The sequence below is a fragment of the Microbacterium sp. CH12i genome (assembly GCF_000685355.1).
GTDB lineage: Bacteria > Actinomycetota > Actinomycetes > Actinomycetales > Microbacteriaceae > Microbacterium.
In genome coordinates this window covers 190,695-215,449 of record NZ_JHET01000008.1, presented here as the reverse complement: position 1 = coordinate 215,449, position 24,755 = coordinate 190,695, and the positions used below count along the sequence as shown (strand labels likewise).

General features: G+C 63.9%; 22 protein-coding genes and 1 pseudogene. 20 read left to right on the top strand and 3 right to left on the bottom strand.

The features are described from left to right. Positions 1 to 23 precede the first annotated feature (23 nt). From DC31_RS19555 to DC31_RS11775, 19 genes and pseudogenes are all read left to right on the top strand, one after another. Complete coding sequence (locus tag DC31_RS19555; RefSeq protein WP_235201472.1) at positions 24 to 983, top strand: hypothetical protein; 960 nt, start codon at positions 24 to 26, stop codon at positions 981 to 983. Then, positions 884 to 1,912: a transglutaminase-like domain-containing protein gene (locus DC31_RS19550; protein WP_235201471.1), complete on the top strand. Its 1,029-nt coding sequence runs from the start codon at positions 884 to 886 to the stop codon at positions 1,910 to 1,912. Before DC31_RS19555 ends, DC31_RS19550 begins: the two co-directional genes overlap by 100 nt. Further along, a complete protein-coding gene (locus DC31_RS11850) occupies positions 1,909 to 3,192 on the top strand; it encodes an RDD family protein (RefSeq protein ID WP_036280273.1) in 1,284 nt (427 codons plus the stop codon). Before DC31_RS19550 ends, DC31_RS11850 begins: the two co-directional genes overlap by 4 nt. Continuing rightward, positions 3,189 to 3,791, top strand: a complete 603-nt coding sequence (locus DC31_RS11845) for a PP2C family protein-serine/threonine phosphatase (protein ID WP_235201470.1) — start codon at positions 3,189 to 3,191, stop codon at positions 3,789 to 3,791. The genes DC31_RS11850 and DC31_RS11845 overlap by 4 nt, the downstream gene beginning before the upstream one ends. Continuing rightward, a complete protein-coding gene (locus DC31_RS19545) occupies positions 3,788 to 4,003 on the top strand; it encodes a hypothetical protein (RefSeq protein WP_235201469.1) in 216 nt (71 codons plus the stop codon). Before DC31_RS11845 ends, DC31_RS19545 begins: the two co-directional genes overlap by 4 nt. Next, entirely contained in the window at positions 4,003 to 5,235 is a 1,233-nt protein-coding gene (locus tag DC31_RS11840; protein ID WP_051606845.1) for an FHA domain-containing protein, read from the top strand. Before DC31_RS19545 ends, DC31_RS11840 begins: the two co-directional genes overlap by 1 nt. Beyond that, complete coding sequence (locus DC31_RS11835; RefSeq protein ID WP_036280270.1) at positions 5,232 to 6,875, top strand: serine/threonine-protein kinase; 1,644 nt, start codon at positions 5,232 to 5,234, stop codon at positions 6,873 to 6,875. The genes DC31_RS11840 and DC31_RS11835 overlap by 4 nt, the downstream gene beginning before the upstream one ends. Then, positions 6,872 to 8,221 carry an RDD family protein gene (locus DC31_RS11830; RefSeq protein ID WP_036280267.1) on the top strand — a complete coding sequence of 450 codons (1,350 nt, stop codon included), beginning with the start codon at positions 6,872 to 6,874 and terminating at the stop codon, positions 8,219 to 8,221. The genes DC31_RS11835 and DC31_RS11830 overlap by 4 nt, the downstream gene beginning before the upstream one ends. A gap of 58 nt (positions 8,222 to 8,279) precedes the next feature. Continuing rightward, positions 8,280 to 12,793 (top strand): annotated as a pseudogene (locus tag DC31_RS11825) (FtsK/SpoIIIE domain-containing protein). Positions 12,794 to 12,899: 106 nt separating this feature from the next. After that, the gene (locus tag DC31_RS11820) at positions 12,900 to 13,193 is read left to right on the top strand and encodes a WXG100 family type VII secretion target (protein WP_235201466.1); all 294 of its coding nucleotides are present in this window, start codon (positions 12,900 to 12,902) and stop codon (positions 13,191 to 13,193) included. Positions 13,194 to 13,297: 104 nt separating this feature from the next. Further along, the gene (locus DC31_RS11815; RefSeq protein WP_036280264.1) at positions 13,298 to 13,519 is read left to right on the top strand and encodes a hypothetical protein; all 222 of its coding nucleotides are present in this window, start codon (positions 13,298 to 13,300) and stop codon (positions 13,517 to 13,519) included. Positions 13,520 to 13,583: 64 nt separating this feature from the next. Next, the gene (locus tag DC31_RS11810) at positions 13,584 to 15,239 is read left to right on the top strand and encodes an ABC transporter substrate-binding protein (RefSeq protein WP_235201465.1); all 1,656 of its coding nucleotides are present in this window, start codon (positions 13,584 to 13,586) and stop codon (positions 15,237 to 15,239) included. A gap of 176 nt (positions 15,240 to 15,415) precedes the next feature. Next, complete coding sequence (locus tag DC31_RS11805) at positions 15,416 to 16,021, top strand: hypothetical protein (RefSeq protein WP_235201464.1); 606 nt, start codon at positions 15,416 to 15,418, stop codon at positions 16,019 to 16,021. A gap of 2 nt (positions 16,022 to 16,023) precedes the next feature. Further along, a complete protein-coding gene (locus DC31_RS11800; protein WP_036280255.1) occupies positions 16,024 to 16,716 on the top strand; it encodes a hypothetical protein in 693 nt (230 codons plus the stop codon). 26 nt (positions 16,717 to 16,742) lie between these two features. Continuing rightward, positions 16,743 to 17,378: a hypothetical protein gene (locus DC31_RS11795; RefSeq protein WP_200872919.1), complete on the top strand. Its 636-nt coding sequence runs from the start codon at positions 16,743 to 16,745 to the stop codon at positions 17,376 to 17,378. Further along, positions 17,378 to 18,247, top strand: a complete 870-nt coding sequence (locus tag DC31_RS11790; protein WP_036280253.1) for a hypothetical protein — start codon at positions 17,378 to 17,380, stop codon at positions 18,245 to 18,247. Before DC31_RS11795 ends, DC31_RS11790 begins: the two co-directional genes overlap by 1 nt. A 64-nt stretch (positions 18,248 to 18,311) precedes the next feature. Continuing rightward, entirely contained in the window at positions 18,312 to 19,013 is a 702-nt protein-coding gene (locus tag DC31_RS11785) for a WXG100-like domain-containing protein (RefSeq protein WP_036280251.1), read from the top strand. 4 nt (positions 19,014 to 19,017) lie between these two features. Continuing rightward, positions 19,018 to 19,653, top strand: coding sequence for a hypothetical protein (locus DC31_RS11780; protein ID WP_036280250.1), 636 nt, complete (start codon positions 19,018 to 19,020; stop codon positions 19,651 to 19,653). An 85-nt stretch (positions 19,654 to 19,738) separates the two neighbouring features. Then, positions 19,739 to 20,506 (top strand): hypothetical protein, encoded by a 768-nt coding sequence (locus DC31_RS11775; RefSeq protein WP_235201480.1) that lies wholly within the window; start codon positions 19,739 to 19,741, stop codon positions 20,504 to 20,506. A 10-nt stretch (positions 20,507 to 20,516) separates the two neighbouring features. On the opposite strand, the gene DC31_RS11770 is transcribed toward DC31_RS11775, so the two are convergent. Then, on the bottom strand, positions 20,517 to 20,987 hold the full coding sequence (locus DC31_RS11770) for a dehydrogenase (RefSeq protein ID WP_036280246.1): 471 nt from the start codon (positions 20,985 to 20,987) through the stop codon (positions 20,517 to 20,519). A gap of 65 nt (positions 20,988 to 21,052) precedes the next feature. Further along, positions 21,053 to 22,042 carry a malate dehydrogenase gene (locus DC31_RS11765; protein WP_036280243.1) on the bottom strand — a complete coding sequence of 330 codons (990 nt, stop codon included), beginning with the start codon at positions 22,040 to 22,042 and terminating at the stop codon, positions 21,053 to 21,055. Positions 22,043 to 22,099: 57 nt separating this feature from the next. Between DC31_RS11765 and ypfJ the strand changes: the two genes are divergently transcribed. Beyond that, positions 22,100 to 22,969, top strand: coding sequence for a KPN_02809 family neutral zinc metallopeptidase (gene ypfJ, locus DC31_RS11760; RefSeq protein ID WP_036280240.1), 870 nt, complete (start codon positions 22,100 to 22,102; stop codon positions 22,967 to 22,969). Between the two features lie 22 nt (positions 22,970 to 22,991). Here ypfJ and DC31_RS11755 read toward each other — a convergent pair whose 3' ends face one another. Next, positions 22,992 to 24,743, bottom strand: a complete 1,752-nt coding sequence (locus DC31_RS11755) for an aldehyde dehydrogenase family protein (RefSeq protein ID WP_036280238.1) — start codon at positions 24,741 to 24,743, stop codon at positions 22,992 to 22,994. Positions 24,744 to 24,755: the final 12 nt, after the last annotated feature.

Here is a 24,755-nt window from a genome sequence, read left to right as displayed (position 1 = left end):
CGGCGGGCGTCCTGCTCGCACTCGTGATCGCGCTGGGCGTTCCGGAGCCGGCGCTTCCTGTCATCCAGGGCACGATATTCGCGATCGCGAGTATGGCGTGGCTGGCGGTGCGTCAGATCTGGGCACCGCAGAATGCTGCCGTCTCTGTCGGGCAGGTGGATCCCTCCCGCGCCAACCACATGCGGATGCGTCGACTGCTCTCCGGCGCCGTTGTCCTCGCGGTTGCCGGTGGCGCCGGTGTCGCGACCAGTGCTTTTACCGCGCCGGCCGAAGTGCGCCACGTCTTGCGCGACGTGATCATCCCGCCGTTCAACGTGCACGACTACCCGAGCGCTCTGCAGTCGTTCCGTGGCTATGTTCGTGACGACGCCGAAGAGACGCTGTTCACCGTGCGTGGCCTGCCGAAGGGTGCACGCATCCGACTGGCATCCATGGACGAGTTCGATGGGCAGGTCATCAATGTCGTCGACGGCGGGCCAGGGTCGTCGAGCGCGTTTTCTCCGATTCGCTCCAACATGTCACCGGATGCCGAGGGGTTGCCTGTGACTCTGCAGGTCGATGTCGGCAAGTACTCCGGTGTGTGGGTGCCGAACGCTGGTGACGTCTCGGAATTCGACTTTGCCGGAGACGATGCTGACGAGCTGCGTCGCAGCACCTACTACAGCTCTGGCAGCGGCACCGCGGTCTCGACGACCGGGATCGGCAAGGGCGATAGCTACGCCGTGCAGACGACGATTCCCGCAACGCCCACCGATGAGCAGATCGGCGAGGCTGCGTTCGGCACAGTGCGCCTACCCAAGAACGAGAACGTGCCTGAGGAACTCACCTCGCTGGCTGCCGAGACGGTGTCTGAGGCTGAGACTCCCATCGAACAGCGCGGGCGTTGGAGACCTTCCTCTCTGAGGACGGCTTCTTCAGTCACGGACTTGAGGGTGAGGTCATCTCGCGGGCAGGGCACACCTCAGAACGCATCTCGGCCCTGATCGGTGGCGATCAGATGATCGGTGACGACGAGCAGTATGCCGTCGCCATGACTCTGCTGGCCGGCGAGCTCGGCATTCCCGCCCGCGTCGTGATGGGTTTCTACCCTGCGGAAGAGCAAGAGGGTGCTGCGGAGTTCACTGCGACCGGTGACAATATTCACGCTTGGGTCGAGGTCAATTTCAAGGGCTTCGGATGGGTGCAGTTCGACCCCACACCGCCCGAAGACCAGGTGCCGAACGATCAGAGCACCAAGCCGCGCGCCGACCCCAAACCTCAGGTACTGCAGCCGCCGCCCCCGCCGCAAGAGCCTGCCGACCTGCCGCCGACGCTTCCTGATGACCGGGAGTCCGACGACGAGTCGCTCAACATTGCCGGCATCATCGCCATGATCCTCGCGATCGGTGGAATCTCGCTGGCCGTGATTGCGCTGCTCGCATCGCCGTTCATCGTGATCGGCGCGTGGAAGGCCTCGCGGCGCCGCAGCCGACGCTCGGCCGAGCGCACCGCCGACCGGATCAGCGGTGGATGGGATGAACTCACCGATCGCGCTGTCGACTACGGCGCTCGCCTCGAACCCGGCGCCACGCGCGGTGAAGAGGCTGCTCTGGTCGCCAGTTCGCTTTCGGTGCCCGTTGTCACCACGCTTGCAGAGAAGGCCGACGCCGATGTGTTCGGACCCAGCGACCCGACGCAGGAAGAGGTCGACGCGTTCTGGAAACAGGTCGACGAGATCGTCGTCGGGCTCGGCAGTAACGTCGGTTTCTGGAAGCGGATGAAGGCGCGACTCAGCGTGCGCTCCCTCATGGATGGTTCGGGCGTCTCCAACGGATTGCGTACGTTGAAGGATGCCGCGACCGCGCGGATCCGGCGAGAACCTGGCACGATCGAGAACAGCACATCCGAAGCACCCGAGAGTGAGACCTCATGACACAACTGGCGTTTGGCACCGTCGCCCCGCCGTCCCGACGTGCCGTGGCATACATTATCGATGCCGTGATCGCGGCCGGGCTCGGCATGGTGCTGACCTTCATTCTGCTCGGTGCCGCATTCTCGGCCGGCAAGGGGATGCTGGGAGTGCTCGCCGTAGGCGGGCCGCTGGTTTCGCTGCTGCTGCTCGGATGGTTTGTCGTTTACACCCTCATGCAGAGTGGTAAAGGCTCCATCGGAATGCGCGCACAGGGGCTCCGACTGGCACGCGAGACGGATGGCGCGCCCCTCGGCTTCGGCATGACGCTGCTGCGCAACATCATCTTCGGGCTCGCGGCATCCATTGTTGTCGGCTACTTCACCCCGCTGTTCGACGGCTCGGGACGTTACCAGGGGTGGCACGACAAGGTCGCAAAATCTGTGATGCTCGACGCACGTGGCACGAGTGCGGCCACCGCGGCACCGCCGACGCAGGCGATGGCGCTTCCGCCGCGACCGCAGACACCTTCCCTGACGGGGTCCCCGCAGCCGACGTCTGCGCCGCCGATTCCGGGGCTCACCCCCGCCGCTACGAGTGGATATGCGCCGCCGCAGTCGGTTGCCGCACCCGCCCCGTCAGTACACCCGGCCCCGGCAGCACAGGCGCCCCCGCTGGTGCCCGCGTCGCCTGCGCCTCTCATGCCGTCCCTGCCGACGCCGGTTGCCCCCTCGGCGCCAGCTCTCGTCGTCGCTCCTGCTCCGTCCAACGATGATCCGCTGATCGCGTTCGTCCCCGGGATCACCCAGGACGCCCCGCCAGTTCGTAGCGTTTCGGAGCAACCTGCCGTGGTCGCGCCAGCGCCAAAGGTGGACTCGTCCGTCCAGGAGGAGACGCAGCTTCGTGGCGACGTCAGGCCCGCTCCGGCGCCCCTGCTCCACGAGTCATCCGATCTCGAGGACACCCGGATCAGCATCCCGGGTCACCGACTCATCTTTACGTGGGACGACGGAACCAGGGTGACCGTCTCACGGCGCACGATCTTCGGTCGAAACCCCGCACCCGAACAGGGCGCCGAGGTCGTCTCTGTCCGAGATGAGACGCTGTCGCTGTCGAAGACGCACTTCGAAGCGGCTGCAGAGGCATCTGGCGGCTGGATCATCGACCGGCACTCGACCAATGGCACGGCCGTGGTTCGAGATGGGCATCGCATCGTGTGCGCACCCGGCGAGCAGGTGCGGATCAAGCTCGGCGACGCCATAGAGATCGGTGACCGCATTGTCACGATCGGAGGATATGCATGACCGCTCCACTGGTCGTCTCCGTCGGCTCGTCGACCCACACCGGGCTTCGACGCACATTGAATGAGGACTCCCTCCTCGCCAGTGCACCGGTATTCATCGTCGCCGATGGCATGGGTGGCCACGAGGCCGGTGAACGAGCGAGCACGGCAGTTATCTCCGCATTCTCGCGCTACATCGGGCGCGAGAGCCTCGTCCTCGATGATGTGCGTGAGGCATTGAGCCGTTCACGCGAAGCCGTCGAGGACCTGCCGTTTTCGGGAACAGGACGTGCGGGCACCACACTCTCAGGTCTGGTCCTCGCGACGGTCGACGGCATGGGCTACTGGCTCACGTTCAACGTCGGCGACTCGCGCACGTACCGCCTCGCGGACGGTGAACTCGAGCAGATCAGTGTCGACCACTCAGTCGTGCAGGAGCTCATCGAGTCCGGTGAGATCACCGCAGCGACGCTGTCACAGATTCGCGCCGCAACATCATCACGCGTGCAATCGGTGCGGGCAGCGCGGGCGATGCGGACTTCTGGATGTTTCCTGCCGAGCTCGGTGACCGGATGCTCATCTGCTCTGACGGGCTCTCATCTGAAGTATCCGACGAGTTGATCCACGAAATTCTCGCACTGGAACCCGATCCTCAGACGGCCGCCGCTGCGCTCGTCGGGGAAGCCATGCGCGCAGGCGGCAGAGACAACATCACTGTCGTAGTGGTGGATGCGGTGTCCGTCGCTTCGCGACCAGGCGTGCAGATGCAAGCCGATGATGACATCGATGAGGACACTCGGCCCCGTGAGGCCACCGCAGGAGGGATGCGCTGATGCAGACGACATACCGAACCGGGAAGTGGTACGTCCTTGTCACGCCGGGGGCGCTCATCGCGTTGCCGCCGGACGCCCCGATTGATCTCGTCACTCAGGTGTGGGACCACCAGCAATCTGAACGCAACCTCGCGGCTGTCATCGACGCGCTGACTGCGCACGCTGCCGGCTCGTTCGCCGACATGCTGCCGTTTGCCGCGGTTGTGATGGAGCGTGGGGATGCCAGGATCGCCGTCCGCGGCGACGTCACAGTGCGAGTCACCGGGCCACACGGGGTAGAGAGCTTCGGCGGATCCAATGTCACCACCTGGAGTGAGCGCTTCGTCGCAAACGCGAGTGGGATCGCGCTTTTGATCGCTGACGCCAGTGATGAAGCAGAGCTGCCAGTGCGTGGCGGTGTCGTGCGTGCCGCTGAGGTAAACGCCGACCTGGAAGATTCCGACCTCGAAGAATCCGACATCGCGGATGAGCAGTCGCTGACGGATGCGGTCGCGCCGGAGCCCGCTCGTGCCGAGGAGGCCGAGGCGGAGCCTGAGGTCGAAGCAGAGCCTGATCTCGAAGCGGAGCCGGAGGTCGAAGCGGTGCCAGAGCCAGAACTCGAAACTGAGCTCGACGATTCCATCAACGGCGCGACTCTCATTCCCACCGAGGTGACATACGCCTCTGACGCTGACGAGTTCGACCAGCTTTTCGGCGCCACAGTCGCCGCGCCGAGCGCGGTTGCTCCGCCGGCCGCGGCGCCACCGGTTCCGGCGCCACCGGTTCCGGTGCCACTCGACGGCGATCACGACGGTGCGACGATCTCGGTTGCTGAAGCTCGCGCACTCCGACAGAACGCTCCCGTCGCGGGGCCAGACGCCGCCACCGCTGTGCTGCCGGTGGTGCAGGGAAGCACGGGCCGCATCCGCGTGTCCACCGGGCAGGTCGTCAGTCTTGATCGCACGGTCATCATCGGTCGTCGTCCGCGCTCGACCCGCGCCAGTGGCGCCGATCTGCCGCACCTCGTCGCAGTGGAGAGCCCGCAGCAGGACATCTCGCGCAGCCACCTCGAGATTCGTCCAGAGGGCGACACCATCCTCGTGATCGATCTGCACACGACGAACGGTTCCACGCTGCTGCGCCACGGTGCCGACCCTTTGCGCCTGCATCCTGGCGAGCAGACTGTGGTGCTCTCCGGCGACACGGTCGACCTCGGCGACGGCGTGACAGTCACCTTCGAGGACCTTCCGTGAGTCGACGTCCGTCCCCGCCGCCGGAGCTTCCCGGCTTCACCTATGTCGAGCCGCTCGGCACCGGTGGGTTCGCGGACGTCTTCCTCTACGAGCAGCAGATGCCCAAACGCCGCGTTGCGGTGAAGGTGCTGCTGGCGGATCGTATCTCCAGCAGTGCCGCGAAAGAATTTGCCGACGAAGCGAACGTCATGGCGATGCTGTCCACGCATCCGGCGATCGTCACGATTTACCAGGCCGGTGTTGCCGGCGACGGTCGACCGTACTTGGTGATGGAGTACTGTCCCCGGCCGAACCTTCAGATCCGCGCGCGCAAAGAGCCCTTCTCGGTCGCTGAGGCACTGCGGGTCGGCATCCAGGTCGCCGGTGCCGTTGAGACCGCACACCGCGCTGGCGTGCTGCACCGCGACATCAAGCCGGCGAATATTCTCGTTACCGAGTACAACCGACCGGCTCTCACCGACTTCGGCATCGCGTCGACAACGGGTGCGGTGTCGGATGCGACCGGGATGTCGATCCCGTGGTCCCCGCCGGAGTTCTTCGCTGACCCGCCGCAGAGCGGTCCCCGTTCCGACGTATTCGCGCTGGGAGCGACGCTGTACACGTTGCTCGCCGGTCGATCACCGTTCGAGCGGCCAGGGGAGCGCAACTCCGGAGCAGATCTGATCGAGCGCATCGAGCGTGCCCCACTGTCGGCCCTGGCTCGACCGGACTCGCCGGCCAGCCTGCAGCAGGTGCTCGAGCGTGCCATGTCGAAGAACCCGGACGCACGCTATCCGAGCGCCGTCGCGTTCGCGCGGGCGTTGCAGAAGGTGCAGATCGAACTCACTCATTCTGTGACTCCGATCGACATCGTGGACGACCATCCCATCGCGGAGGACCTCGAGGACGAGGCAGACGGTCTGACGCGAGTGCGCGACATTCTGAGTATCGAGCCCGTTTCCGGCGCCACCCGTCCGTCGGCGACCACTCGTCCGTTTGGCAAGCCTCAGCCTGCTCCCGCCTCCGATGCCGGTCCGCGATTCTCGCCGCCCCGGCCTGACGCGCACAACCCCGCTGCATCGGCTATTGAGGAGACGGTGCGACGGGCAACACCCCCGGCGCCCGTTCCGATTGACGATGACCGGACCCTGATGCGTCCGCCACGCACGGTTTCACCGCAGCCGTCCCCGTCGTCGGCCGCTCAGGTCGATCCAGGCTCGCAGCCTGAGGCGCCACCTGCGCAGAAGCGCGAATCTCGCGTTGGTCTGTGGGTCGCGATCGCTGTCATCGCGGTGGTCGTCGTCGGTGGCACGATCGTCGGTGTGAATCTACTCGCGGGCAACGAAGAGCCCGACCCGATCGCCACTCAGGACGAAATCGTGCCGCAGGATCCCGTGTCGGATGCCGTGCCCAAAGTTGACGCGCTCGCCGGCACACGGGACGGTACTGCGATCACCTTCACCTGGACCAACCCTCTGCCGGAGGACGACGACCTGTACCTCTGGAACGTGGTGGATCTCAGCGGAACCGGCACCACCGAGACCACAGAGGAGACGACGGTGACATTCCAGGGCGCGGCATCCGGTCAGGTTTGCGTCGACGTGATGCTGCGCCGTGGCGACGGACGCGCCTCTGAACCGGTTCGAAAGTGCGTCGAGTGACTCAGCGGGGCGAAGCATCTGACGGCATGATCTGGGAGATCAGCGAGAACACGCAGGAAATTGAAGGGCTCGACGCTGACGGACGCCCTGATCCCGCGTACGCTGCAGCCCTCGGCCTGCTCAACGCTCCCTACGGTCGTCGTGCAGCCGCCGTGGTGTGCGATGTCGCGATCTGGGTGGTGCTGCAGTTGCCGCTCTGGCTCGGTGCGGTTCCATTGCTGCTGAAGCTCGCAACCGGATCGATCTCGACCTACGGGCTGATCAACCATCCCGGATTCGTGCTCGCTATCGTGACTGCTGCCGTCACGACACTGCTCAGCATCGTCTTCAGCGTTGTCCAGCTCGTGCTTCACGGAACCAAGGGGATGACGATCGGCAAGGCCATCGCCGGCATCCGAAGCGTGAACGTGCGCACACTGGAACGCCCCAAAGTGGGGGCGGTATTCCTGCGCTATCTCATCGTCGGCGCATCGAACATGCTGCCGCTCCTGGGACCAGCGTTCTTCCTGATCTCGCCCACGTTCGATCCTGATCATCGCGGTCGCGGGTTGCACGACAAGGCGACGAATGTCTGGCTTGTGGATGTGCGCGGCGGTCTGAACCCGTACGACGAGAAGCGGATGCGCGTCGCACGCAAGGTCGTCAAGGCCGAGCCGATGCCGGAGCGTTCGGCGCTCCCTTCTCTTGCCACACCCGAAGATCCCGCGGCACAACCGGAGTATCGCCCAGGCAGCCGCGTCAGCGCGGGCGTGATCGGCGTGGCACGACCCTACGAGCCGAATGAGCGCCCGGTGATCGGCCTGCCGCAGACAGCCCCGTCTGTGGAGATCGGACCGATCGAGGCGGGCAAGCCCGTTTTCGGCGGTTACCGGAACCAGGGAGGCGAGCCTCCGCTCGGAGCAGCTTTCACGCCGCCGGTTGCTCCGGTTGCTCCGGATCCTGCGCCGCAACCGGTCGCGGCGCAACCTGAGCCCGTGCAACCCGTGCAACCGCAACCCGTGCCACCGCAATCCGTGCCCCCGGCGCGCTTCGCGTTGCGCCTCGACACCGGCGAGAGCATTCTGATTTCAGAACCGGTGCTTCTCGGTCGTAATCCGGACGCGGCTGAGCATCCGGGTGCGCGACCTATTGCGATGGCCGATGACAGCAGGTCGCTCTCGAAGACTCACTTGCTGGTGCAGCCGGTGGATGGCGGGCTTGAGATCGTCGACTGTCGCTCGACTAATGGATCGGGACTGATCCGAAGCGGCGCGGAGTACACGGTTACTCCGGATGTGGCGGTCATGGTGATGGATGGCGACACGATTTTGTTCGGCGACCGCACCGCGGCCGTGGTTCGAGTGTGATCGAGAGTGAACGAATGATGACCGCTGTTGACGATCTAAGCGGGACTGAGGGCCACCAATGAGGCTGAAGCTGACCTTGCACCGTCAGAGCGGTGACCCCGTCGACATCGTGATCACGACCGATTCGACGGCTACCGCAGGCGATGTGGCACGGCATATCGCCGAAGCAGATCCGAGCCGCTCGACGCCCGTCGCCGAGGGCGATGTGCTGACGCTCGCAGTCGCTCCTCCGACTGGCGAACGCCTGGTGCCGCTGCAGCCCGGCGTCCCGATCGGTGAAGCACCGATCGGCTCCGGTTTCGCGGCATCCATCCTCAACTACGGTCCGGACTATGCCGTCGCCGAGGGACGCGAGATCGTGGGCGTGCTGCGCGTGACCGCAGGGCCGCTGGTGGGACACGAGTTCCCGATCGCATCCGGGCACGTCACCCTCGGCCGCGACGCAGGCAACGATGTCGTGCTCTCTGACCCGATGGCCTCCAAGCGTCACGCCCGACTTGAAGTCGGTGCGAGTATCGAGGTCGTCGACCTGAATTCCGCGAACGGCGTGCTGGTAGATGGTGTCGCTGTACAGCGGGTGAGGGTTGAGGAGGGCGAGCCTTTCGTCATCGGCGGAACCACGCTCGAACTCCGCCTCGCCCGATCCTTCGACGGATCTGCCTCGGAGGAGCCGATCATCGAACGCGGCGGTGGGTTGCTGTTCAACCGCAGCCCGCGTGTCGAAGTGCGCTACCCGGGAACGAAGTTCAAGATCCCGCGTCTGCCCACTGAGACGATCGGCAAGATGTTCCCGTGGCCGATCCTGATCACGCCGATCCTGATGGGTGCGGCGCTGTACACGATGAACGGCAATCCGCGTTCGCTCCTCATGATGATCATGACGCCACTGATGGCGTTCGGCAATATCATCAACCAGTCAGTGCAGAGCAAGAAGAGCTCCAATCACGAATTCCTCCTCTTCGAGCGGCAATACGAGCAGCTTGAAGAGGACTTCTTCCGCGGAAAACCCGAGGAAGAGCAGGCCCGCAACGCGGAGGCTCCGCCTGTCGCTGAGATCTTCGAACATGCCATGCGCCTGGGCCCGATGCTGTGGACGAGACGGCCCGAACACTGGAACTTTCTCAGTCTGCGGCTGGCAAGCTCCCGACTTCCCGCGCGCAACACAATCGATGAGGAAGAATCGCCGGACGGCTTGCCGGAGTTCATCGAGCGGGTCGATCGGCTGCGCGAGCGCTATGAGTTCGTCGACGATGTCCCCATCGTCGATACGTTGGGCGACGCAGGCTCAATCGGCATAGCCGGGCCCCGCGGCCCCGTGGCAGACACGATGCGCGGCGTCGCAGTCCAACTGCTCGGACTGCACGCCCCCAACGATGTCGTTGCCGTCGCCTTCGCCGACGCGGCATGGACACCAGAGCTGGACTGGCTCAAATGGATGCCACACACTTCGAGCGAGAAAAGTGCATTCAGGGACATGGCACTGGCTGACTCCGCACCGACCGGTGCCGCGTTGCTGAGCACGCTCGAGGAATACGTCGCCAGGGCCTCAGCCGGAACGCAGGACGGCGAGCCGCGAGGACCGTTCAAGGAGGATTGGAACCCGCTCCTCTACGGCACGGATGTCGCCCGCGCGTCGACCGACCACCAGAGCACACCTCCGGTGTCGGTGATCGTGTTCGTGACCAACGACGCTCCGGTGGACCGAGGGCGGCTCACCGATGTGCTGGAGCGCGGCGCAGATCACGGCGTTCACGCCGTTTTCGTCTCGCCTACCGTCGAGTCACTCCCCGCGGTGTGCCGCAGCTACATCGACGTGACAGGCGGTCTGGAAGACGCCCAGGTCGGGTTGGTCCGCAACGGCGAGTACTTCGAGCACGTCAAGGTCGAAGGTGTGTCGAACGCGTACATGCACATGCTCGCGCGTCGTCTCGCGCCGGTGGTAGATGCCAGCACCGTGGTGCATGATTCGTCCGACATTCCGAACTCGGTGATGTTCCTGCAGCTTGTGGACCCCGCGATCGCCGAGGATCCACAGGTCGTGATCGAGCGTTGGCGACAGAACAACACCATCGTTGACAGATCTCCGAACCCGAGGCCGCGCCTGAAGAAGTCCGGCACGCTTCGAGCGATTATCGGTCAGGGCGCGAGCGACGCTATGGCGCTCGATCTGCGGACTCAGGGGCCCCACGCGCTCGTCGGCGGAACGACCGGTGCGGGAAAATCTGAGTTCCTGCAGGCGTGGGTGCTCGCCATGGCTGCAGCACACAGTCCGGATCGCGTCACCTTCTTGTTCATCGACTACAAGGGTGGATCTGCCTTCGCTGACTGTGTGGAATTGCCGCACTGTGTGGGACTTGTGACCGACCTGAGTCCGCACCTGGTCCGCCGTGCGCTGACGAGCCTTCGCGCCGAGCTGCACCATCGAGAGCACCTGCTCAATCGCAAGAAGGCGAAGGATCTGCTCGAGCTTGAGAAGCGACAGGATCCGGAATGCCCCCCGGCTCTCGTACTGGTCATCGATGAGTTCGCCGCGCTGGCGTCAGAGATGCCGGAATTCGTCGACGGGGTTGTGGACATCGCCCAGCGGGGTCGCTCGCTCGGCATTCACCTGATCATGGCGACGCAGCGACCCGCAGGTGTCATCAAAGACAACCTGCGCGCGAACACGAACCTGCGTATCGCCCTGCGCATGGCAGACGAGTCGGACTCGCGTGACGTTGTGGACGACCCGATCGCGGCGTCCTTCTCGGCAGCGATTCCGGGTCGGGCGATCGCGAAGACCGGTCCAGGTCGGCTGGTGCCGTTCCAATCCGCATACGCCGGTGGGTGGACAGCGGAAAACGACGACGCTGTGGCCGAAGTGCGCGTCGCTGAGCTGCGCTTCGGTTCCAGTGCTGAGTGGGAGCCCGACCGCGATGCCGAGTCGGACTCGCACGAAGAGGACCTCGGCCCGAACGACCAGAAGCGCATAGTGTCGACTCTGATACGCGCCAGTGAGGTTGCAGCACTTCCCCGGCCTCGCCGGCCGTGGCTGGATGACCTGTCGGCTTTGGTGGATCTGCATGACCTGCCGAACGAGGGCGATACACGCATTCCGCTCGCACTGCTCGACGTGCCAGAGAAGCAGCAGCAAGAGCCGGGTGCGTTTGTGCCCGATCGTGATGGATCGCTGGTGATCTACGGCACCTCGGGCTCGGGCAAATCGACATTGCTGAAGACGATCGCAACGGCTGCCGGCATGCGGCCCGATCGTGGTCGGGTAGAGGTGTACTGCCTCGATTTCGCTTCGGGTGCTCTGGGCGCGCTTGCGTCCCTGCCGCACGTCGCTCGGTCGTTGACAGTGCAGACGTCGACCGCATCCAGCGCCTGCTGCGCACCTTGGATCGGGAGATGGATCGTCGAGCCGCGGCCTTCTCTGCGGCCAGCGCGGCATCCGTCCAGGAGTATCGCGAACTGGTTGACCCGAAAATGCCGCGCATCCTGCTGCTGATCGACAACTACCCGGAGTTCAAGAAGGACTGGGAGGTCGCTCCAGGCCGAGGGCCCTTCTACCGCGTATTCATGCGCATCCTCGGCGAGGGGCGCACGCTGGGTTTGCACACGGTCATCACCGCTGACCGTGGCAACGCCGTTCCGAGCGCCGTCGCATCGAACATCTCTCGTCGCGTCGTTCTGCGGATGGGAGATCCCACCCAGTACATGCTGTTGAACGCGCCAAAGGATGTTCTCGACGAGCAGTCTGCACCTGGTCGCGCCGTCGTCGACGGCCATGAGGCACAGATCGCAGTGCTGGGCGGCACGATGAACGTGGTTGAGCAGACCAAGGCTCTCATTGCGCTGGGTGATCGCTTGCGCGAAGAGGGTGTGCGAGATCTACCGGAGATCGGTGCCCTTCCGACGATGGTGCCGGTGACGGACATGCCCGCTCAGGTCGATGGGCTGCCGGTCTTCGGCGTCGCCGATGACACGCTGGCTCCTCATGGGTTCGAGCCGATCGGGTCGTTCGTGATCTCGGGTCCGCCCGCATCGGGTAGGACGAATGCTTTGAAAGCACTCGTCGTCGCGATGGAGCGCTACAACCCGAACATTCGGATGTATCACTTCGGTAGTCGTCGCGCTGAGCTCAAGGACTTCCGTCCGTGGGTGCGCAGCGCCACGAAACCTGAAGACGAGAAGGATCTTGCCGCTGAACTTGCCGAGATGGTGGTGAGCGAATCCCCGGGTGAGCGCATCATGATCGTTATCGAAGACATGCCGCACCTGGCAGATGGTCCAGCCGACCGTCCGATGCGTGCGCTGCTACAGGCCATGAACAACAGCGACCACCTGCTGATCGGCGAGGCGGAGATCAGTCGTGCAACCGGCAGTATCGGTGTACTGGGCGAGTGGAAGACCGGTCGGCAAGGCATCGTGCTCAAGCCCGATACGTACGACGGCGAAGGAATCTTCAAGACGCCGTTCGGACGCGTCAAACGCGCAGATTTCCCGGTTGGCCGCGGAATCTTCGTGCAGGCGGGACGCGCGATCACGATGCAGATCCCGTACGTGCCGGATGCGACGGAGAACGGGTAGAGGTACATGGGTACCGCTCCCCGTTTGCGATGAGACGATCTTTGACTAACCTCGTCGTAAGAGGCCGAACTGGCCTGAAGACGACTAACGCGGGAGGCGGTTTCTCATGGCCGGACATGATTTTGGCGCAACATACAGCGAGATGGAGGGGGCTGCTCAGAAGCTCCGCGACGGGCGCACCACCGTCACGGACACTCTGAAGGAGCTCAACGGCATCATCGACGAGCTCGTCCAGGACGGGTTCAAGACCGAGAACGCGTCGGAGGCTTTCTCGACGTCGTACTCGGAGCTTTCGACATCACTTGACGACGCAGCGGAGGCCGTGAACGAGATGGCCGACGCTCTCGACCGGATGGCGGACTCGATCCGCGACTGGGACTCGGAGCACGCTGGCAGCTGAGCCATCGCATTTTACGAGGTCGTGGTGCCAGTCGATAGGACTGGCACCACGACCTCTGTGTATGCACGAGATCACGCACATCAACGACGAATAGAATCGGGAACATGAGCGGAGCACAGAGCTACTGGTACAACCTGTCGACCCAGTCGGTAGTACGCGCGGACGAGCGTCCTTCTGAGGACACGATCGGTCCGTTCGGCACTGCGCAGGAGGCGGAGGAATCGCCCGCTGTCCTGTTGGAACACGCCCGCGCGTGGCTGGAGAGCGAAGAGAGCGAACCCTTCCGAGAGATGGCCGAGGGCGACAACGGCGCCGACCTCGTGTGACGGCGACGGCATGAGGGGGAAACGTCGTGTCGCGACACCGCTGGTTTTGGTGCTCGCTACGAGCATGAGCTTGGTGGCTTGCGCGCCAGCGATGCCGGAGACGGTCGTTCAGGGAACAGCGGTCACCGTGGGGTGGACGAACGAGTTCACATCGGCGAACCCTGCCGCATCGCCCACATCAGGAAACATCGATATCGCCGAAGCAACCCGAGGTGATTTCGGTGATGTCATCGATGGTGAATTCGTTCCGGATGAGGGTTTCGGGAAGATTACGATCGTCAACGAAGACCCGTTCACCGTGCAGTACGACCTCGCAGAGCCGTCCTGGTCCGATAGCGTTCCTCTCGACGCTGCCGATCTGCTGCTGGGCTGGGCTGGAGTATCCGGATATTTCGCAGACAGTGAAAACGCCGATTCGAGCAGCGAAGAGCCGACCGCGATCCCGGCCGTTCCGAGTGTTGACGAGTTCGCCCGCTCGATCAAGGTGACTTTTCCGGCACCAGTAATGGACTGGCAGCAGGCGGCGACTGTGCCGGTGGCCGCGCACGTCGTTGGCAGTCGCGCCCTAGGAATCGATGACCCGATGGAGGCGAAACAGGCAGTCATCCGAGCGATTCAAGAGGACGATACGAAAGCTCTCGCCGCGATATCCAAAGTGTGGAATGAAGGCTTCCAGCTCCCTGACCGCGATGAGCTTCCCGCAGACCTGTTGGTCTCCAGCGGGCCCTTCCAGGTGGAGGAAGTCAGCAGCACTGACAACGGGCAGAGCATCACGCTGGTGCCGAATTCTGCCTATCGCGGACTTGTGACGCCGCAGGTCGCTCGCATCGAACTCGTGCCGCCCCCTGACGACCCTGTCACCGCAGTCGGCGACCTGTTGGACATTGCTCAGGTAGCTCCTGTGGCGTCGAATCAGGCGCCGATCCATGAGCTCGAACGTAGAGATTTCACCGTCAGCACAACGTACGACGGAACTATTTGGGCGATGCTGCTGAATCCCGTCGGCTTCTTCACTCCGCAGCAGGCGCGCAGCGCGTTCATCCATGCGGTGCAGGCCAGCGCCGTGACACAACGGGGCGCCGGCGCGTGGGCATCGGCATACACTGCCACCACTTCGATGGTGGCAGCGCCGGGCTCGCGTGCGTACGACATCGTGAACGAGGACTCCGGCTTCGCTCAGAAGCTGGGCGCGCCCGCCGGTGAGCCGGCCCTCGAACGCGAGAGCGCTGGGCTTTCCGCTGGATCGCCGGTGTGTGTTCTCTACGACCGCCGGAGCGAGTTTGCATCCGGCGCCTTTGCCGCGCTTCGCGACACTGCAGCTGAAGCAGGCTGGAGCGTCGTTGACTGCGGCAGCGACGACTTCGATGCTGCGCTCGCACAGCGAGGGTGGGATGCGGTGATCACTCGCGTGCCCGTTCCGCAGACGACTGAGCAGATTTCCGCCCAATGGGGCAGCGCGGGTACGGCATCCATCACTCAAAATGCAGATCCAGAGCGCGATGCTCTGATCGCCCAGCTCGAGCAGACGACCGACGTGTACAAGGCCCGAGAGGTGCGCGCACAGATTGAAGCGACGATCGTCAATGCTGCCGTTGCTCTTCCACTCGCCGCGAATCCGCGAGTGACGATTGTCGACCCCGGCGTGAGCGGAGTTACACCGCGTAGCGGCGCAGCCGCGCCCCTGACATCGGGGGTTTCGCAATGGGCTGTCGTTCCGTGAGCTCAGCCGTCTGGGTTGTTCTCCCCATCGCGAGGACTACTTCGCGACGAATAGAATCTTCCGTGGAGGTTGTGCTGTGGGAATGATGTTGCCGAATGAGCTGATCTGGGTGATGGAGAAGCTGGGTTTTGAGTGGCCGGATATTGATGAGGACGAGCTGCGCCGGGGGGGCGGAGATGGTTCGTGTCTTCAAGGATGATCTTGAGTCGAAGGTCATGGTCATGGATCGGAAGGTCAATGGGGATCTTGCGGCAGCGATGAGGGGTCAGGCGGGGCCTGCGTATGTGGGTGCGTGGAATGCGAACCGATCGCAGAATCTTCAGAAGCTGCTAGATCTGTTGGGGCCTGCCCCGACGGGTATTGATATTGCGGCTGATGTGGTGTTCGGGTTGAAGATGAAGGTGATCTTCGACGTGACCACGACGATGGTCACGTTGGTGGCGATGCTGACAAACCCGGTTACCGCGTTGGGTGCCGGACCGATGATTTTGATCAAGAAGAAGTTGTTGAACGCGGCGGTTGATATCGCGGTGGAGCAGACGTTGAATCAGATTCTTCCGATGGTGATTGAGCCGTTGGCGGAGCAGTTGCCTGGGGTGGTGATGGCGGCGTTGGATTCGCCGTTGGTGGAGTCGGTTGCGGGTGATCCTGAGGAGTTTTACGCGGACCTGCAGGCTCTCGAGCAGGCAGAGGGCGAGATGGAGCAGAACGCTGCTGACATCGAGACGTTGACGGATCGCCTACTCACGGATCTTGCAACGCTCAACATCGGAGGGGACTGAGAATGAGTAAGGGAATTGGCGAGGCGCTCATTCGTCCAATGAAGAATGCGCTCGATGACATGCCGGTGCACGTCCGGCAGCTCGCGGAGATGTTCCGCAAACACGGGAACGTCCACAAGCGCAACAGCAGCGACATCACAGATCTGGATGCCACGGACGTGCCGTCGCCTCTGCAGAACGGGTGGAAGCCGGACACGTGGACGCCGAAGGACGTGGATCGTGCGGGTAAGGGCGGTCGACCAGATCCGGGCGACTACCTCGACGCCGACTACGTCAAGAACCACCTCGATCAATTTAATGACGGCGCCACGAGAATCTATAAGACGGAGAGTCTCGACAACTACGGGCCAGGAAACAACAACACCACGTATGTGTTTCCGACGGACCAGCTGAACAATCTCATGGAGCAGGCCAACAGCCCTGCAGAGCTGGCTGAGGCGCTCGGTCTTCCTGATGGGTTCTTTGAGGGTGCCGACATCCAGCTACGGGACTTCGGACCCGACGAGCTCGATGGACTGCGCATGCCGGATGGCAATGAGGGTGGGACGGACGAAAATAAGTGGATCCCCGGCGGCTATCTGCCGAGCGGCATCCCGGAAGCTGTTATCGACATCCCAGAGACAGCGACCGGAATGAACAACGGTGGCTACAACCCGTCGTTCTGGCCGGGTAGCCCGCGACCTCTCAACCTTTAAGTCTGGTGTGACGAATGCGCTTCGACATGGATTTGGAGAGGGATGCGCCCGCCGCCTTCGGGCCGGCGTCTCTGACGGCAGGGTCTCTCCTGCCGTTTGAGGGACGAACGTTGATGCAGGGCCCCGAGGGGCTACCGTCCGCCGTGCTCGACGCGGAACAGGATGGGTGGGTGTCGCCGAATAACCCCATTCTCGTTCGAGGACTGGCCAAGATCCTGCCTCTTGCGTGGTGGGGCGATGGTTCGGGGGTCAAGCCAGAAGAGATCGCAGCGTTCGCCTCGCAGATGCAGGCAGCCGGGATGCAGTGGGCGGGGAACTGGAGAGTTCTCGACATCACCGAGCGCCGCGATGACAGCATCGGGTCGTATTCCGGTGCGCTCCGGGCGGCTGGCGCCACTCTCGTAGATTGCTGGACGTACTCCCAAACCATTGGCGTCGCGCTCGTCTGGGCTGGAGCCGCAGACGATGCAACCAGGTCGCTGGCGTTGCATGTCGTGCCTGTCGGTTGGGTGTCGGAACGTCTGGCCAAGAAACCTCTTAAAGGTATTGACGTGCGCTGGTCGTGGGCTGAAGTCGTCACGCTGTTTGCGGGGATGACAGGCACAGCCCTGCCGGTCGCAGCAGATAGCCTGGCAGACGTGGGTGAAGAGGAACTTGGCTGATGACAGGTGCGGTTGGAGACTTTGACGTGAATATGGTTCCGAGGGTCTACGGGGCGAGTGAACTCGGTGTGCTGTCGATCACGGCTCCCGGCGAGGCTCACCCTCGCGTGGAGTACGTCGGGGGAGAGCTGTTCGTCGGGCTGGATGCGGACGATGGTTCCGCGATCACGCAGGCACAGGCCGAGGAATGGGAGCGCCCGTTCCTTGATGCGGTGGCTGCTGCCGTCGCGACGGCAGGGGTGCTGCCCGAGCCTGTCGACGCCATGGTCGTCGTCGTGGACGACGAGGCGCTGGCCTCGGCTGTGCTCGTTGACCCCGCGCGTGCGTCATCGGCGCAGCTCCACGGCGCTCCGGTCGTGTTCGCATTGTCTCGTCGGCGGCTGGTGATCGTCGGAGCAGACGACGAAGCCGGCATCGCACGCGTCTTGGACCTTGCCGAGGAATTGTACGATGCGGGTGGCCCGCTCGTGAGTGCGCACCCGGTGGTGTTGAACGAAGGCGCCTGGGCTCCGTTCCCTTGGCGGGAGCGGTTCCCATCACTCGAGATGCGTTTCGAGCGGATGCTGCGCCTGTTCAGTGTTCGGGCGTACGAGGTCCAGACGGCGGCCTTGCAGCGACCCGATGTTCGCTACATCGACCCGAAGATCCAGGTGCTCGAGACGGGCGTGACGACGACATTCGCGGCATGGCCGAAGGGCGTCGCGTCGCTGTTGCCCGTAGTCGACAACGTGATCGTTGCCGACCCGTCGGGCGCCGTCAGCGTCGCGACGTTTAATGAGTTCCTGGATGCGGGCGGCGACGCAATCATCCGTACGGGCCTCTCACCAGCGCGCTATTTTGTGCCCGGTGCGCCGCCCGAAATGGGCTGATCTCCCCATCGCGCACACACCCCATCGCTCATTAGCCTCGTAGTCGGAGGTGGTTGCTGTGGGAATGATGTTGCCGAACGAGCTCATCTGGGTCATGGACAAGTTGGGTCTTGAATGGCCCGACATTGACGAGGACGAGGTTCGCAAGGCCGCTGTTTTTGTGCGCACTTATCACGACGATATGGAGACGCTGGTGCAGGCGGCGGATGGTCGCATCAACGGCGTGATCGCTGCGGCGATGCGCGGTCAGACGGGCGAAGCGCACGTCACAGGGTGGAATCGTAACCGCTCGGAGAATGTGCAGAAGCTGCTTGATATTCTGCCTCCGGCGGCGGTAGGTATCGACATCGCCGCCGAGATCGTGCTTGCGTTGAAGATCAAAGTGATCGCCGAAATCACGCTCACCCTCATCCAGCTGATCCCGCTCCTGGCCGCTGGGCCGCTCGGCGCAGGAGGCGCGGCTCTGCTGATTCTGGCGCGTAAGAAGCTGTTCTCAATGGCGATGGAGGCAACTCTTGAGCAGGTCATCAACCAGGTGCTGCCACTTGCGATCGAGCCCCTCGCAGAGCAGGTGCCCGGGCTGGTGATGGCATTACTGGACGCCCCAGTCGTGGAGGGCGCCATCGGCGACGCCGACGAGTTCTACGCAGACCTCGTGGCTCTCGACCAGGCCGCCGACGACATGGATACGCATGCCGCGGACGTTGAAGAACTGACCGATCGTCTGCTGGCAGACATCGCTAATTTGCAGATCTCGGGGGAGTGAACCCATGTCGTCGATGAAAAAGCTGATGCGTGACCTTGTGGACGCTGTGGATGGTGCCGGCCATGAGTTCAAGCGGGGATTCGCGGGTGCGTTCCGCAAACGCGGTGGAAGGCATCGAGCGGATGCTAACGCCATCCGCGGCATAGACCGGAGCAACTCGCGTCACACGCCGAGCCATCGTGCGAGCCCACCCACGTCACACGCGAAGAAGTACGACATGCTCACGGATGTCACGCGGGGTCTTCATAACCTGGGCAACACGCCTCGGCACAACGCACCCGACTACGACGCCGCCCGTGACCTCGGCCAGTCCGTGGGTCAGGCCATTCGTGAGACGCCGGGAGATATTCTTGACGAAATCAAGGATGTGCCGAAGAAAGCGCCCAAGCAGTTGGTGGAGGAGCTTTACGAGGACGCGATCGGGCAGGACGATCCGGACGCGTACGGCAAGAAGCCCGAGGGCGACATGAGCTTCCTCGTGCCCGCCAGCGATGCTAGCGATTTGAGTGGTTTTAGCCACGCGGAGATCGAGGCCAGATTCGGGCTGGATGCTGGCTCGCTGAACGGTGCGAACGTCGAAGTGAAGGCGATCCCTGGGTCGCGGTTCGTCAGTGTTGAGATCGACTACCCCGACAGCTGACCTCATGGATCACTGAAGGCGCGTGCACGTGTCGGTAACACCTACGTGGCAAGATGTTGCGCAGGGGGGTTACTACGTGACTGATTTGAATTCTGATACCGCACCTGCGGGAGTCGCCAACGCAGCGGAGGCGAAGCCGTTGCGTCTTGAGTTCGCCGGAGAGTGGTACGAGGTACCCGTCGGGAAACCGTTCATCATCGGTCGCGAAGGTGACGTAGAGATCGACGACAACCCCTACTTGCACCGACATTTTCTAGAGCTTCAGCACCGCGACGGGCTGTGGTGGCTGGCGAACGTAGGCGTGCGCCTCGCTGCCACCATCTCTAGCGCCGGTGGGGCGGTCCAATCGTGGCTCTCACCAGGGGCGCGAATGCCGCTTGTCTTCGAACGCAGCGTGATCGTGTTCACCGCTGGCCCGTTCACCTATGAGTTGAGCCTTCATACGGATGAAGCGCCTTATGACGTTTCTCGTCACGTGGAAGTGTCGATGAGTGGCGAGACGACAGTGATGCCTGCCAGCTTCACCGCGATGCAGAAGCAGCTCATCGTCGCTCTCGCCGAGCCGATGCTGAGACGTGAGGGTGTGAGCATGAACGAGCTGCCATCGTCGAGTGTTGCCGCTGAGCGTCTCGGATGGACGATGAGCAAGTTCAATCGAAAACTCGACAACGTCTGCGACAAGCTTGATCGCATGGGAGTGCAGGGCCTTCGCGGTGGCCCAGGGAAACTGGCGACCAACCGCCGTGCTCGCCTGGTCGAGTACGCGGTGACGTCACACGTGGTTACCCGCGCGGACCTTCCTCTTCTCGATGACGAGGTGCTGCGCAAGCAGAGCGACTCCGATGCCGAATAAGTAGGCGCCCTCAGCGCACAGCGTCAGCGAGGTGACGTGCGTCGTGGCTGAGAACTTTCACGATAATGCCGCGGCGGCGCAACTCAGTGATTGTGCGTGTTTCCTCGTCGCGGTCGTGGCCGAGAGCGTGGACGTTCGCGACGACGAGCACATCGCCGGTGCGCAGCGTTGTGATGAGCCGGTTGAGTCGGTCACCCCAACTCTCCAGGATGTCTGGTGCGGGGTGACGGAAGCCATCGATCGGCACACCGAAACGCGTCAGGTCGTCACGCTGTTGGACCACCGGCGGCATTCCTTCGCGAGAGACGACAAGCCCGACCAGTCGTGAGCCCTTCGGACGTGCGTGCCACCAGTCGTGGTTCTGCTGCAGCTCGGTGAAGCATTTCGGGCACTCTGCTGCCGCATGCGGCAGGTGCAGGGGGCTCGTCAATGGCTCCGCAGCACTCGCGGCTCCGGTGGTCACATCAGTCAAATCGCTCATCGGCGCACCTCCACGCCCATTCTGCCCTGTGGTGGTGCCGTTGGGGGGGCGATATGGAGTAATCGTCACAGCATCCCGAGCGCCCGCACGGCGTCGCGCTCTTCGACGAGCTCTGCGACCGACGCGTCGATGCGGGCTCGAGACCAGGCGTCGATCTCGAGGCCTTCGACGATGCGCCAGTTGCCGTCGATGAAGTCGACCGGGAAAGAACAGACGAGACCCTCGGGGACCCCGTACTCGCCTCGGGAGACTACACCGGCGGATGTGCATTCCTGGGTGCCGTGAACCCAGTCACGTACGTGCTCGATTGTCGCGTTCGCGGCGGATGCCACCGAAGAAGAACCGCGGATGTCGATGATCTCTGCGCCGCGCTTCGCGACCCGTGGGATGAAGGCGTCCTCCAACCAGGTGCGCACATCGCCGACGCGTTCGGATAGCGCCTCAACGACAGGGCGACCGTCGACAGTCGCTCGCGAAACATCGGGGAACTGGGTGGCCGAGTGGTTGCCCCAGATCGGGACGAAGCGGATGCTCGAGACCGGAGCATCCAGAGCCAAGGCGAGCTGCGCACGCGCGCGGTTCTCATCGAGCCGGGTTAGCGCGGTGAAGCGCTCCGCCGGCACGCCCTCAGCGGATGTCGCGGCGATCAGCGCGTTCGTGTTGGCGGGGTTGCCGACAACGGTGACTCGCACATCGTCCGCGGCATTCTCGGCGATGGCTCTGCCTTGCGGCCCGAAGATTCCGGCGTTCGCGGCCAGCAGTTCGGCACGCTCCATACCGGGACCGCGAGGTCGAGCGCCCACCAGCAGCGCGAGGTTGCAGCCGTCAAAGCCGACCGCCGCGTCGTCGGTCACCTCGACGTCTTCAAGAAGATCGAACGCGCCGTCCTGAAGCTCCAGGGCAGCGCCCTCGGCAGACTTCAGCCCCTGCGGAATCTCGAGCAGCCGCAGCCGCACTTTTTCGTCTGGGCCGAGCAGGTCTCCTGCGGCGATGCGAAATAGCAGCGCGTAGCCGATCTGTCCGCCTGCACCCGTGAGCGTGATCGTGGTAGCCATGGCACGAGCCTACGGCCGTTGCCCGCGCATGCCGAGTCGCCGAGGTATTCTCATCCCATGACTTTCAATCCGGATGCTGACATCTCGAGCAACAAGACTCGTCGTGGTGGCCGGACAGCCGTGATCGCCGGGGCCGGCGGCGTCGGCGTGGTCGGCATAATCGTGTATCTGATCAGCGCTTTCACCGGCACTGACCTCACCGGACTTATTCCGGGTGACACCGGCGGCGGCCAATCCGGCGGCACTTCTGTCATCGAGAACTGCGACACCGGCGCCGACGCCAACAGCAATGTCGACTGCCGCATGGCTGGCGCGCAGGTCGCGCTCGACGCCTACTGGGGAGAGCACGTCGAGGGGTACGTCGCCCCGACCCTCACGGTGGTCGATGGTTCGGCGTCGACGCAGTGCGGCACGGCATCCAATGCGGTTGGTCCGTTCTATTGCCCACCCGATCAGGGGGTCTATCTTGACCCGACGTTCTTCGATCTCATGCAGCAGCAGTTCGGTGCCTCTGCTGGCGACCTCGCGCAGCTGTACATCGTGGGTCACGAGTGGGGCCACCACATCCAGAACATCACCGGCGTCATGGCCGACTACCCGAACAACGGCACCGGCCCGGACAGCAACAGCGTTCGCACTGAGCTTCAGGCTGACTGCTACGCCGGTTCGTGGATCGGTCGCATGACCGAGCAGACGGATGCCGCGGGCAACCCCTACTTGCTGAAGCCGACAGAGGCGCAGCTGCAAGATGCCCTCAACGCGGCCTTCGCCGTCGGCGACGATCACATTCAGGAGCAGTCCGGCTTCCAGAACCCCGAGTCGTGGACGCACGGCTCGAGCGAGCAACGTCAGGCATGGTTCGCGCAAGGGTACAAGAACGGCCTTGGCAGCTGTGACACCTTCACGATCGACGGCAGCCAGCTCTGACGCGGCCCCGACCTGCGCTGGTTTAGGCGCGCATTGCTTTCATCAGCGTCTTCACCAGTCCCAGGATGCCGCCGGTGGCGCGGAATCGTGTCAGCCCCTCGGAAGTTTCAGCGCCCGTGCGCGCGGTGACGAACCACGGCGGCTTCGGCAAGACCGTGAAGCGGCCGCCGCCGTTCGCGATGGGCAGTGAGCGCGGAAGCGGGCGGAACGGGCCACGCACCACGGAGCGCTCGACGTGGTCGAGAAGCAACGCGTTGTGCACCACGCCGATGCCGCTGCCGACATCGTCGACGGTGTTCCCGGGGAACGCGCCCCAGGTGAGGGTCGGGGTGAGGAACCCGAAGGCCGTCCACGCGTTGATCGCGATCGAGCCATAGCGCAACGCCGTGATGGCGCGCTCGAACCCACTGCCGAGTGACTTCTCAGTTCTCGGATCGATCAGCAGGTTGGCTCCGAGAGTGCCCTGCAGCTCATCGTTCGCGTACGCGATGGCGGCATCGACGAACTCTTGGCCGGTTCCGGCGACCTCCACGACGCCGAGCACCGGAGCGAAGTATTCGGTGTTCTGCAGGGCCGTGGGGTCGTCTTCCGCGCCGATCTCGACGAGCAGGCGGTCGCCGAGCACCAGAGCATCCGGGTAGTCGTCGGTTGCCTGCTGCATGCGCTTATCTGAGCCGGGGTACCAGATCGGACGCTCAGGAGCCTTCGCATACGCGCGGCGAAGCGCGGCGCGGAAGGCATCGCCCTGCGCCCAGTCGGATGACACGATCACCACCTGGCCGGCGATGCAGTTGTGGCCGCAGTTCTGCAGCCGCATCGTCGCAACGTGTTCGGCATGGAACCTGATGTCGGCTTCGGACCATTCGCCCGGCACGACGATGATGGGCGAGACCCCGCCGAGCTCGGCCGTGATCGGCTTCTTCAGTAGCGGGCGGTTCTCCCGGCGCCGTTTCTCCGCTGCGGTGCCTGACGGGCCCCACACGATCGCGTTGAATGTCGGGGCGGATCCGGTGATGTGCACGTGCACCAGCTGCTCGTGTGCGGTGAGGTAGGCGCCGACCTTGCCATCGCCGCGCACAATGCGCAGGAACCCTGGTTCGATGAGGGGCGCCAGCGCGTGTTCGAAGACCGAGACGAGGGCGTCCTGCGTCGGGTTGACCTTGAGTAGCACCGTGCGGTTGTGTGCGAGCAGCTCGTACAGCACGTCGAGGATCGGGATCGAGGTGACATTCCCAGCACCGAGCACGAGGCCGACACCGCCGGAAGCCTGCGGGGTGCGCTGCACGAGTCCTGCGCTGGCGCGCGCCGCGCGCGGAGTGGTACCCGGCTCCAGCCAGACTTCACCGGTGAATCCGGACAGCAGCACCTTGTCGATGCCGTCCAGCGGGAAAGCATGCACGCGAGTGCGCCCACCCGGTGCGCGGTCGATGCGAATGCCTTCGAGGGGGTTTCGTCCCTCGGCGAGTCGTGAGAGCGTCTCGGTATATGCGTCGAGCGCACCCAGGGTGCAGTACGGTCCGGCCAGCCATTCTTCGCCGCGCAATGGATGGCTGCCATTCAGCCCCTTCGAAGCCGCCGCCGTGTGCGCCCACTCCTCCGCTGAGGATGCCACGCCCGCGCGCACGGCTTTGAGCAGCGTCGCGCGCTGGCCGACACTGAGAGCGCTCCAGGTGCGTGACCCTTCGGAAAGCTCATCGATCGCGGCATCCAGGCGCTCGCGTTCGGCGTCATCGATACCGGACGCTGTCGGGGTAGTAGTGCTCACTGACGTCATCGTCGTCTCCTT